Raw genomic sequence first — 12,654 nt, 5'->3', positions numbered from 1 at the left:
TCCAATTTAGCAATATCGCTGGCAATTTCTATAATCCAGTCTTCCTGTCCTCCTACTGCTTTTCTTCTGCCGCATTCTATTAATATTTCTCTTACGTCAACATTAAACCTGATTGCTGCTCTTCTTGCATGAAGTAAGAAGCTTGAATAGCATCCTGCATAGCCAAGTATCATTGTGTCAAGATTTGTGTTTGCCTTTACCCCCTTGGCTTCTAGCACCGGAAGCAATGCATTTGTGCTGGCATCCATTGTTTTAAACAAGTCAGCATCGTGTTCAATGTTCATTTTGTTCATAACAGCCACAAGTACGTCTGTTGCAGTATTGCCTGCTCCTGCACCCAGTCCCGAAAGTGAACCGTCTATGTACGTTGCTCCCGCTTCAATTGCAGCCAGAGAGTTTCCTATGGCAAGACCTAAATTGTTGTGTGAATGATGTCCTATAGGAATGCTCAGATTTTTTACCAACGCGGATATTTTTTCTTTTACATTTACAGGAAGCATGGCCCCTGCCGAGTCTGTGCAGTAAACAACATCAGCTCCATATGATTCCATTTTTTTCGCTTCTTCAACTATTTTTTCTACACTTGCCATATGTCCCATCATCAGGAATCCAACTGTAAACATCCCCATTTTCTTCGCAGCCTTTATATGCTGTTCTGATACATCTGCTTCTGTTACATGTGTTGCGACTCTTACTGCTTTAGCTCCACATTCCTGAGCTCTTTTTAAATCTTCAACTGTTCCTATTCCCGGTATCAAAAGTACAGTCAGCTTTGAATTTTTAATTGCTGATGCTGCTGCTTTTACAATTTCAAAATCATCATAGTCTGCAAATCCATAGTTAATTGTTGAACCTGTAAGTCCATCTCCGTGTCCGACTTCAATCAAATCTATCCCTGCAGCATCAAGGGCTGTCACTATTTTTCTTACATCGTCTGTATTCCACTTGTGTGAAACAGTATGACTTCCGTCTCTCAATGTTGTATCTGTTAAAAATATTTTTGACATTATTTCGCCCCTCCTGCCAATTGCTGTGCTTTTTTTTCTGCAATATTTACTGCTGCTGATGTTATTATGTCAAGATTTCCTGAATATACAGGAAGATAGTCTCCCAGTCCTTCAACCTGAATCATTGTTGTAACTATATCGTCTTGTATTATGGGCTCAAGCAGTATTTTGTATCCCGGAACAAATGTGTTAAGTTCCTTGATGCAGTCTTCAACGGCACTTCTTATAACTTCAATATCAGTGTTTTTAACTTTTGTGTATATTGTGTTTCTCATGAATATCGGTGGTTCGGCTGGGTTAAGAACAATTATTACCTTTGCATTGTCTGCTCCGCCTACTTGTTCAAGTGCCTGCCTTGTAGTAACTGTAAATTCATCTATATTTGCTCTTGTTCCCGGTCCGGCGCTCTTAGAACTGATTGATGATACAACTTCCGCATAAACAACATCTGCTGCCTTGTTTATTGCTGCAACTACAGGAACTGTTGCCTGACCTGCACATGTTACCATATTTACATTGTCCATGTTCAGCATTTCCTCCGTAAGATTTACCGTAGGAACACAGTATGGACCTACTGCTGCCGGTGTAAGGTCTATTGTAAAATATCCTGCTTGTTTTAATTTTGGTGCTGCATTCACATGAGCCGAAGCGCTTGTGGCATCAAATACTATGTCCAGGTCCGGATGATTTGCTATCATGTAATCAACCCCGCCTGCTGAGGCATCTGCACCCATGTTTCTTGCTATATCCAGACCTTCTGATTCCTTAATGTTTACAACACACCTGGTTTCCAGGTAAGGGCTTCTTTTTATTTTCATCATTAAATCGATGCCAATGTTTCCGGGCCCGATTATACCCACTTTTAATTTCTCCATAATTGCCTCCTATAATAGTTAATTCCAATAACTCACATATGTAATTCATAGTTGTTCGTCATTACCAAACTCAGTTATTATAATTTTATAAAATATTAGGGTATTAATCTCTATACCCTATCTTTCTGGAAATATCCAGAGCTGCTTCTCTTATAATTTCAATTGATTCACGTACTTTTTCTTCTGTCATCCTTACGGTGGGTCCTGAAACACTAATTGCATACTTCGCTTTTCCGGTACTATCAAATATGGGAGCTGCAACACATGTAAGTCCTACACTGAATTCCTCCCTGTCAAAAGCATAACCATTTTCTCTTATTTTCTTCAATGAATTTTTAAACTTCTGCCTGTCAGTAATTGTGTTAGGAGTAAGCTGTTCCAATTTATCCGGAATGAGCCCGTTTATAATGTCATCATCAAGAAATGCCAGAATGGCTTTTCCAACTCCAGTGCAATATGCAGGGTTTCTGCTTCCAATGCTTGTGAAAATCCTCATAGACTGATTAGATTCTCTTTTGTTCACATAAACAACTTCAAAATTATCAAGTGAAGCAATGTGAACAGTCTCACGAAGCTTTTGACTTACCTGCTCTATAATTGGAGATGTAATATTTATAATGTCCAGTGATCTTGCTGCAATTTCTCCTAATTCAATCAAGTACAATCCCAGACGATACTTTTGAGTCTTCCCGTCCTGATCCACATATCCGTGATATTTCAAGGTACTGATTATGCCGTGAAGAGTGCTCTTGTTTATATCCAGCTCATCTGAAATTTCAGTTAATTTCATTTCCCGTCCCTTGTCTGCCAACAGCTTAAGTATCAATAACGCCTTATCAACAGACTGAACTTTTCCAAGTGTGTCCATATTTTTCCCTCTGTTATCGTTTGCTAAATGTTAACACAAAAAAAGTATTATGTCAAATTGTTTCTGCATTACCAAACTGAATATTTAATTGCCGAATGAAATACATTAAATTGATAATATTAAATAGCTATTTTTTCCTGCCTAATTTTTCATTGAGAACTTTATAAAGACACTTCCTGAAGTTTTCATCCTGTTCCTTTGTTCTCTTGGAAGGTCCCTTTGTTTTTCCTCCCTGCTTTCTTATTCTTTCACTTATATATCTGGACTGAAGGAGGCTGTCTATATTGTTTTTGTTTATGAAAAATCCTGCAGTATGAATCACGGCTGATGCTTTGGCCAAAACAAGACTTGCCAGCCCGTAGTCCTGAGTTACAAGTATGTCTCCTTCTTTAAATATCTGGACTATTTTATAATCAACAGAATCTCTTCCCTGTTCAACAATTATAATTTGAAAATCGCTTACTATATAATGGTCTATGTCAACAACTATTATCAATTCAATCCCATATTCCTTAGCAGCATGCTCACATATTTCCTTTACGCGCTGAGGACATGCATCTCCGTCAATTATTATTCTCATAATAAACTCCTTTTTATTTATAATTATGACAGTGTTCTGCTTTTGCTATATAATGTCTATTTAAAATTTAAATTTTTTATGAAGTAATACCCCTATCTGTAAAAATCCTGAGGTTTCCCTCAGGATATCTAGTCTATTTCTTTTCTTCAAAAACACCGTATACAACAGCTTTTTTATTTTCAACCATCACTTTACCCTTGGCAATTACAGTGTCGATGTCCAGATTTTCATCCAGTATCAACAGGTCTGCATCCATTTCTGCTTCAATTCTTCCTTTTGTTTTAAGCTTAAGTATCTTTGCAGGATTTGAAGTGACTGCCCTCAATGCAATTTCAAGAGGTATGTTTTCGCGGTATACGCATTCTTTTATTGCTTTAATCAAACATGTTGACTTGCCTATACCTATTCCCACATACTCTTTTTTCTTGTTAAATATAGGCATGCTTCCTTGTCCGTCAGATGAAAGGGTGAAATTGTCCTGATTCACACCTTCTTCTATAAGACGCTTGAGGCCTTTGCTGAACCTTACCTCACCGTCTGTTTCTTCCCAGAAATCAGGATCGTCGCTTCCAGTAAAGTCCACATATCCTCCTTCTTTTGCATAAAGAACACATTCTTCAAAAAGCTCAGGGCTCCTGTTGATATGTGTAGGCAAAAACTGTGTTATTGGTATTTCAGTTTCTTTCACAGCCCTTTTTATGTAGTCAATTTTTCTTTGACCGTCTCCTAAATGGATGTCAACTATTCCTGATTTTCCCGATAGCATACCACCAACCCTGGCATCCGACACACATCTTAAAAATTCTTCAAATGAAGCCTGGGATGAACGATGATCTGATATGGCTATTTCTCCTAAACCGATGATTTTATCAACAACCATAATATCTTTCATGACTTCGCCTGTTATGGTCTTCACAGGAATTCTGTAGGAGCCTGTGTATATGTATGTTGTTATTCCTTCTTCATCCAATCCTCTTGCCTTTGCAAGAAGAGAAATCATATCTCTTGCCACTCCGTCAGTTCCAAGGCAACCCACTACAGTTGTAACTCCTGCAGTTGTAAGGCTTGAAAGTGTAGCCTCAGGTGTTCTGGTGGAAAATCCGCCTTCTCCTCCACCGCCAAGAATATGAACATGAGAATCTACAAATCCAGGAACCAATTTTTTGCCTTTAGCGTCAATTTCCATAACATTAACAAATCCGTTCATTTCAACACTGATATGTCCAGCGATGGATGCTATTATACCATCTGTTAAAAGAACATCCATAACGCCTATATGCTCAGGTTTGTAAACATCTGCATTTCTAATTATTGTAATCATAGTACTTCCTCTCCTAGCTTGTAAATTTTTGCAGTCCGATTGATACTGCCATTACTACTATTATAGAAAAACAATTTTATAAATCATTTATTTTAACCAGTTCATAAACATCTGCTCTTCTGTGCTTAAGAAGAGGAAGCTCATTTCTTATTTTTTTCACATAATCCGTATCTATTTCCTGTATTACATATCCTTCCTTTTCATCCATGCGGCACAGTACGTTTCCCCATGGAGAAGCTGCAATCGAATTACCGTAGGAATGGTAAGATGCTTCCATGTCTCTGGCCGGAGACACTCCGATGGTGTAAACTTGATTGTCCAGGGCTCTTGCCCTGAAATGAAGCTCCCAGTGGGCAGGACCTGTGGTCATGTTGAATGCTCCTGGTATTATTATTGCTTCTGCTCCGTCCATTGCCATGAGCCTGCTCAATTCAGGAAACCTTATGTCATAGCATACGGCAAGGCCTATTTTGCAAAATTCTGTTTCAAATACAGTCACTTCCTGGCCCGGGGAAAGTGTGTCTGATTCCTTGAAACGCTGTCCGCCTTCAATGTCTATGTCAAAAAGATGCATCTTTCTGTGTTTAGCTATTTTTTCGCCGTTTCTGTCAAACACATAGGATGCGTTATAAATTTTGTCGCCTACGAGCTCAGGCATTGTTCCTGCAACAACATAAATTCCATTTTCCCTTGCAGATTTGCTCATCGCCATGAAAGCAGGTCCGCCTTCTTCTTCGCCGTACTCCCTGAAGCACGAGTTGTCATAAGGGCAGATGAACATTTCCGGAAATACTGCGATGTCTGCTCCTTCCTTTGAAACCTTCTCAATGAGTTTAACTGCATTTTCTATGTTTTTTCCCTTGTTGCTGTAGACATGAGTCTGTAATAGAGCTGCCTTAAATTTTCCCATATTAAACCTCCCTGATGATTTAATCAATTATAAAATAATTATTGCCATCTGGCAACAAAGGATTTCCAAAATAAAATAAGGGATGGATATATCCATCCCCAATGAGAGTACTATTTATGAATTGAAAGGTCCTTCCCCGGATTTGTTATTCTAATTCTGCTATCAACTCACCTGCAACAACTCTTTGGCCTTCTTTTACGTGAATTTTGTTCACTGTTCCTGCAAGTGGAGCAATTACGTTTGTTTCCATCTTCATTGCTTCGAGCACTGCAATTGGCTGGCCTGCTTCAACTTTATCTCCTTCTTTTACAAGGATTTTGTAAACATTGCCCGGTATGTTTGCTCCTATTTCATACTGATTGCCGGTGTCAGCCATAACCTTTTCTATTGAAGCATTTTTTGCAGTTATTGCATTCTTGTCTTTTATTGTAACAACTCTTCTGTTTCCGTTAACCTCAAATGCAAGGTCTTTTGTTCCGTCATCATTTGATTTGATTTCAACAAGCTTTATGCTCAGCTTCTTGCCTTCCGCAATTTTAACTCCGCATGTTTCCCCTTCTTCAAGTCCGTGGAAGAATATGTCGCTTCCCATCATTCTTAAGTTTCCTTCTTCAGCAAGGTTTTTCTGATATTCTTCAAAAACCTTTGGATACAGTGCATAGCTCAAAGCTTCCTCATCTGTTCCTTCAATGTTGAATTTTTCCCTTAGCATTTTTTTGATTGCATCGAAATCTTCATCTGGAAGAAGTTCTCCAGGTCTGCATTTGATAGGTTCTTTGCCTTTGAGAACAAGTTTACTAAGGTCTTCAGGGAAACCTCCTTCAGGCTGTCCCATCATTCCTTCAAAGTAAGATACTATTGAATCCGGGAAGTCCATGTCCTTAGCCTTGTCGTATATGTTTTCTTCGTTCAAATCGTTTTGAACCATGAATATTGCCATGTCACCAACAGCTTTTGATGAAGGAGTTACCTTTACAATGTCTCCAAGCATTTCATTTACTGTTTTGAACATTTCCTTCACTTCTTCAAATCTGTGTCCAAGGCCAAAGCTTTCAACCTGAGGCTTGAGGTTTGAATACTGGCCTCCAGGTATTTCATACTTATAAATTTCAGCTGTTCCCGTCTTAAGCCCTGATTCAAACTTGTTATAAACAGGTCTTACAGCTTCCCAGTAGTCTGAAATTTTCTGCATGTCATCAAGGTTGAGCATTGTGTCTCTTTCTGTGTTGTTAAGAGCTGCAATTACTGAGTTTAACGGCGGCTGGCTTGTAAGCCCTGCCATTGAGTTAAATGCTGTGTCAACAATGTCCACCCCAGCGTTTGCTGCCGAGTAAACAGTCACGACACCGTTTCCGCTTGTGTCATGAGTATGAAGGTGCACTGGTATTGAAAGTTCACTTTTGAGGGCACGTATGAGCTTGTCGGCAGCCATAGGTTTTAATAGCGCTGACATATCTTTTATTGCAAGTATGTGAGCTCCTCTTTTTTCAAGTTTTCTGGCAAGGTCAACATAATATTTAAGCGTATATTTGTCTCTGGTTTCATCCAAAATATCGCCTGTGTAACAAATGCTTGCTTCTACAATCTTGTTTTGATTCAATACTTCATCTATGGCAACTTCCATTCCTTCAATCCAGTTCAAGGAGTCAAATATTCTGTATACATCTATGCCTGCTTTAGAAGAAGATTTAACAAATTCTCTTATTACATTGTCAGGGTAATTCTTGTATCCTACTGCATTTGCTCCTCTAAGAAGCATCTGGAACAATATGTTAGGCATTTTTTCTCTGAGTGTCTTAAGTCTTTCCCATGGATCTTCCTTGAGAAATCTGTATGCAACATCAAATGTGGCTCCACCCCACATTTCAATGGAAAACAAGTCGTTTGCCATATGTGTCATGGCAGGAGCTATTTTTTCCATATCCACAGTCCTTACACGGGTAGCCATAAGCGACTGATGAGCATCACGCATGGTTGTGTCTGTAAGAAGGAGTTTTTTCTGTTTTAAAACCCAGTCAGAAACTTCCTTAGGTCCCTTTTCATCAAGGAGCTGCTTTAAGCCAGGCTTAAATTCGGCACCTTTGAACTTAGGAGCACGAGGAACATCAAACTGAGGTTTTATTCCCTTAGTTTCGTTGACTACAATGTTTCCTATGTAGTTTAAAACCTTAAGCTCCTTGTCTTCTCCACCCCTTACATTTAAAAGTGATGGATTTTCAGCTATGAAACCTGTGTCACAGCTTCCATTTTTAAATGTTTCATGGTTTAAAACGTTCAGCAGGAAACCTATATTTGTTTTTACTCCGCCAATTTTTAATTCTTTCAGCGCTCTTGCATTTTTGCTGATGGCATCGCTGAATGTTCTTGAATGAGAAATGACCTTTACAAGAAGGCTGTCGTAGTATGGGCTTATCTCAGCGCCTGTGAATCCGTTTCCTCCGTCAAGCCTTATTCCAAATCCTGAACCTGTTCTGTACATGTCGATTTTTCCAGTGTCAGGAGCAAAGTTGTTTGCAGGGTCTTCAGTTGTTACTCTGCACTGAATTGCAAAACCTCTTTTTTCAATTGATTCCTGTCCTTTTATGTTAACTTCATCGGAATCAAGACTGTAGCCCTGTGCTATGAGTATCTGAGATTGTACAAGGTCTATTCCTGTTATCATTTCTGTAACTGTATGTTCAACCTGAATTCTTGGATTCATTTCTATGAAGTAGTGTCTTCCTGTATTGTCAACCAGAAACTCCAGCGTTCCTGCACTCCTGTAATTTACTGCCTTTGCAAGCTTTATGGCATCGCTGCATATGGCTTGTCTTTGTTCTTCAGTTATACTTATGGCAGGAGTAAATTCTACAACCTTCTGGTGTCTTCTCTGAATAGAGCAGTCTCTTTCATATAGGTGCACTATGTTTCCATAGTTGTCTCCAAGCACCTGTACTTCAATGTGTTTTGGTTTATCCAGATATTTTTCAATAAATATGTCATCTATGCCGAATGCTTTTTTAGCTTCACTTTGGGCACTTTTAAATTCTCTCAACAAGTCTTCTTCACGCCATGCAATACGCATGCCTCTTCCGCCGCCGCCTGCTGAAGCCTTTAAAATTACAGGATATCCGCAGTAATCAGCAAATTTCTTTGCATCAGCTTCTGACTTAACTGCTTCTTCGATACCTGGTATCGTTGGAACTCCTACTGAATTTGCAACAATCTTTGATTTTATCTTGTCCCCAAGTTTGCTCATCATAATGTGGTCAGGTCCTATGAACACAATTCCTTCTTCTTCACATTTTCGTGCAAATTCAACATTCTCAGATAAAAATCCATACCCGGGATGAATGGCATCAACACCCTTTGATTTTGCAAGGCTTATTATTTCATCAATACCAAGGTAAGCATCTACCGGTTTTTTGTTTTTTCCGATTCTGTAAGACTCATCTGCCTTTGTTCTGAAAAGAGAATTTTTGTCCTCTTCTGAATAAATGGCAACACTTCTTATGCCCAGTTCCTCGCAGGCTCTGAAAACTCTGATGGCAATCTCACCGCGGTTAGCCACCAGCACTCTTTTAAATTTTTTCATCTGATCCTCCAATCTCATACCACATTCAGTCATATTCAATGTGTAATTTCATAAAACAAAGTCTAACATTATTTAATTAATTTTTCAATATCATTATTTAATAAAATTAAATTTTAATCGTTTTAACTTTATTTTATTCTTTTAGATTAATTTAAAACATTCAGCAATCGTTTACCGCCTTTTATTATTATGCAAAAAATATAAATAAAACCCAGTCCGCCTTATTTTCGACGTCTGGGTTTCAATTTTTGACCTGATTTTCTATTTCCCGGGCAATTAATATAAAAATCGACACTAACTGAGTGCTAAGCTTCCTATTAAATGTTCTGTGTCATTATAGAAAATTTCTTTGATATTGTTGTCTTCATCAACCTCAATGCAGGATAGGCTGCAGTTTTTAACCACTGTTCCCATCCAGTCATTGTTTATCTGGAAATTTCTAATATATGATTCAATACATTTGATTGTTCCTCCATGGGCAACTATCAAAGTATTTTTATTTCTGTAATTTTCAATTACATCCTTAAATGACTTTTCTACTCTTTTATAAAATTCAAAGAGATTTTCTCCGTTGGGATATCTGTTATTAAATGGGTCGTTTTCAATTTCGCTGAGAGTTTCGCCTCTTTTTGATTTAATTTCATCATAGCGCATTCCTTCAAAATCGCCCAAATTAATTTCCCTGAAGCCGTCATCCTTTATGATATCAATTGATTTGCTTCCTCTCACTATTTCTGCAGTATGGTATGCTCTTTTAAGAGGACTTGAAATTATGCAGTCCAGCTCTATTCCTTCGATTCGGCTTGACAAAAGCTCCGCTGCCAAAATTCCCTTTTCCGTAAGTTCGGAATTCTTGTTTCCTTGAAATCTGAATTGCCTGTTCCATTCAGTTTCGCCGTGTCTTGTAAAATAAATCCTGGTCATCTAAACACCCTTTCTAAACGTATATATGTTTCCCATAATTATGCTAACAATAAAGTTCATGTATAAGCTTAACAAGTATCTCATATCCATTAATACTTAATACAGTATAGTTATCTAATAATTCTTAACTCTTAACTCTTAATTCTTAATTTCTAACCTCTTAACTCTTAACTCTTAATTTCTATAGTAATCCTACAAAAATTGGAACCAGTATTGGCACCATGAGAGATATGATTATTCCGCTAATAAAAGATATTATTACAACTTCCTGGCTTGTGTTCCTAGTTATTATGGGAAGTCCTGTGTCCATGCTTATGGCGCCGCCCACAGCTATTGTTTCAAGATAGCCAATGTGTTTTGCTATAAATGGAATGCTTATAAATGCAATTATTTCTCTGAACACATTTGATAAAAATGCTATTGTTCCCAGTTCAGCTGATACGGGAGTAATTATTATAGCCGACAATGTATACCATGTAAAACCTGAAGCCACTGCCAGCGAACCGAATAAATTCATTTTGAACAATATGCTGCACAAAACTCCTCCAAATAAACTTCCCAGCACTGTTGCAGCAGGCACAATCAACAATTTAAATCCAACATTTTTCAAATTCTTAAAAATATCTTTGTTGCTTCCAATGTCCACTCCCACTGAAAAAAGAAGCATGCAGAGGCCGACGTCAAGTAAAATTCCGGTAGAATTGTATAAACTGTCAGGAATGATAAACAACCCCGATAAAACTCCTACAGCAAGCACAAGCAATATTTTCTTAGTCATTTCTGCCTCCTGTTATGTTCACATCATTTATGAATTTCTTACGTGCTATATAAACAAACAAAATGCTGAAACTGCATGTGGCTACAGCAAAAATAAAAGCCTTGAAACCTATTTCCCCTATGGAAGAAATAACCTGCTCGTCCATTCCAACTCTAATACCCATAACAAAAATTAGTCCAAACAGGAAAAAGGTCTGAACCAAAGATATCTTGTTCATGAGTCTTTTATGGATGAGACCTCTGCTGCTTAGAAACCAGCCAAATGCCATTAGCCCGAAATATAAAAATATCCTATATGCCATAAACATCCCCTCCAAAATCAATTTTATCACAAATCTGCCATTAAGTCATCTAAATTCAAAAAACAAAAACACCCCTTAAGGGAGCATCCAAGACAATTGACAAACCACATTTTACACATTGTAGGGGCGGACCTTGTGTCCGCCCGATGGAGAGCAGTCCCCTCCTTACATAATCTAAATTATTATAAACCTTACCACTTAAGGTTTTTATTATTTAATGTTATTTGTCAGCCCCTCGCGGTTTTGATTTTCATAATTTTCATATTCTTTATTTTCCATAATCTTTATGATTCTTTCAACCATTTCATAAACATCTTCATATGAATTGTATAGAGGTGCTGGTGCTAATCTTATAACATTAGGATATCTGAAATCAGGTATTATTTTGTTAGATTTAAATGCTTCGTTGATTCTCAGGGCATCATCGTGTGTCAATGCAATGTGACCTCCTCTAACTGCATCTTCTCTTGGATTTCCTACTCCAAAACCATATTTCGCTAATTTTTCATCAATAAGGTACATCAAGTACGCCGTAATATTCAATGACTTTGCTCTTATGTTTTCAAGTCCTGCCTCATTAATCATTTTCAATGAACCTTCAAGGGGTGCCATGGATAAAATAGGCTGAGTACCAATCTGCCAGCCTCCTGCATATTTTGCATGCTCAAAGCTCTGGTACAAATTAAACTGAGTATCCTTTCTGTTTCCCTGCCATCCTGCAAGTCCCGGATTCATGTTGAAATGTTTCTTATTTATATAAAGCCCTGCAATGGCACCGGGGCCTCCGCTTAAATATTTATAGTCGCACCACAACGCAAAATCAGGATCAATTTTCTTGAAATCATGAGGCACAACTCCAATTGAATGGCAAAGGTCAAATCCAACATAAATTCCTCTTTTATGAGCTTCCTTTGTAATTCTTTCCATATCCACAAGCTGAGCTGATCTGTAAAGAACTGAAGGAAGCAATACTATGCATACATCATCAGTCATGGCTTCAATTATGTCGTCTTCATATATGAATTCACCGTCACGACTTTTAACTTCTTTTAAACATTCGTCCGGGTTATATCCTGCTGCTTTTATGTCGCTTATTACAGCATATTTATCTGATGGGAAGCTGATGTCATCCATGACTATTTTATTTCTTTCAGGTGTTGGGTGATAGAAAGTGAGAATACCCTGGTGAACATTGACTGTAGTGCTGTTTCCGCATGTAACTTCTTCCGGATCTGCGTTTAAAAGAGGTGCCATCATTGCGCCCAGTGTATCCTGATACAGGAAATATCCTCCCTTTGTCCAAATGCCTATTCCTAATTCCTTCCAGGCCTTCAGAGCCTTAAACAATGTTTCTTCTGCGTCCTTGCTGCACAATCCGCATGAATTTCCATCCATATAGATTTCACCTTCATTGATGTAGAATCTTTCTTTAAATTTAGCTAGCTTGTCTTCCTGGTCCAGATTTTTTGCAAACTCCCTTGTCAATTCAAAATTATACATTTTCTTCCTCCTAATA

Annotated in this window: 11 protein-coding genes; all 11 read right to left on the bottom strand. The window is 38.0% G+C overall.

Going from position 1 to position 12,654, the window contains the following annotated elements; all coding sequences use genetic code 11:
• A partial coding sequence (gene dmpG, locus BN358_RS10135; RefSeq protein WP_019229133.1) for a 4-hydroxy-2-oxovalerate aldolase occupies positions 1-1,007 on the bottom strand: 1,007 nt, incomplete at its 3' end.
• Positions 1,007-1,882 (bottom strand): acetaldehyde dehydrogenase (acetylating), encoded by an 876-nt coding sequence (locus BN358_RS10130; RefSeq protein WP_019229132.1) that lies wholly within the window; start codon positions 1,880-1,882, stop codon positions 1,007-1,009. The genes dmpG and BN358_RS10130, both read right to left, overlap by 1 nt.
• A 103-nt stretch (positions 1,883-1,985) precedes the next feature.
• Positions 1,986-2,750 (bottom strand): IclR family transcriptional regulator, encoded by a 765-nt coding sequence (locus tag BN358_RS10125; protein WP_019229131.1) that lies wholly within the window; start codon positions 2,748-2,750, stop codon positions 1,986-1,988.
• A 127-nt stretch (positions 2,751-2,877) separates the two neighbouring features.
• A complete protein-coding gene (locus tag BN358_RS10120; RefSeq protein WP_019229130.1) occupies positions 2,878-3,330 on the bottom strand; it encodes a YaiI/YqxD family protein in 453 nt (150 codons plus the stop codon).
• A gap of 133 nt (positions 3,331-3,463) precedes the next feature.
• Positions 3,464-4,648 carry a beta-aspartyl-peptidase gene (gene iadA / locus BN358_RS10115; protein ID WP_198018360.1) on the bottom strand — a complete coding sequence of 395 codons (1,185 nt, stop codon included), beginning with the start codon at positions 4,646-4,648 and terminating at the stop codon, positions 3,464-3,466.
• Between the two features lie 79 nt (positions 4,649-4,727).
• A complete protein-coding gene (locus tag BN358_RS10110; RefSeq protein WP_019229128.1) occupies positions 4,728-5,561 on the bottom strand; it encodes a carbon-nitrogen hydrolase family protein in 834 nt (277 codons plus the stop codon).
• Between the two features lie 145 nt (positions 5,562-5,706).
• A complete protein-coding gene (locus BN358_RS10105; protein ID WP_019229127.1) occupies positions 5,707-9,135 on the bottom strand; it encodes a pyruvate carboxylase in 3,429 nt (1,142 codons plus the stop codon).
• 294 nt (positions 9,136-9,429) lie between these two features.
• The gene (locus BN358_RS10100) at positions 9,430-10,059 is read right to left on the bottom strand and encodes a histidine phosphatase family protein (protein ID WP_019229126.1); all 630 of its coding nucleotides are present in this window, start codon (positions 10,057-10,059) and stop codon (positions 9,430-9,432) included.
• Positions 10,060-10,240: 181 nt separating this feature from the next.
• Complete coding sequence (locus BN358_RS10095) at positions 10,241-10,837, bottom strand: lysine exporter LysO family protein (protein WP_019229125.1); 597 nt, start codon at positions 10,835-10,837, stop codon at positions 10,241-10,243.
• On the bottom strand, positions 10,830-11,138 hold the full coding sequence (locus tag BN358_RS10090) for a hypothetical protein (protein ID WP_019229124.1): 309 nt from the start codon (positions 11,136-11,138) through the stop codon (positions 10,830-10,832). Before BN358_RS10090 ends, BN358_RS10095 begins: the two co-directional genes overlap by 8 nt.
• 210 nt (positions 11,139-11,348) lie before the next feature.
• Positions 11,349-12,638, bottom strand: coding sequence for a kynureninase (gene kynU / locus BN358_RS10085; protein WP_019229123.1), 1,290 nt, complete (start codon positions 12,636-12,638; stop codon positions 11,349-11,351).
• Positions 12,639-12,654: the final 16 nt, after the last annotated feature.

The organism is Sedimentibacter sp. B4, assembly GCF_000309315.1.
Taxonomy (GTDB): Bacteria; Bacillota; Clostridia; order Tissierellales; family Sedimentibacteraceae; genus Sedimentibacter; species Sedimentibacter saalensis.
Note: the sequence above shows the minus strand (reverse complement) of the source record. Positions and strands in the feature narration are given on the sequence as shown.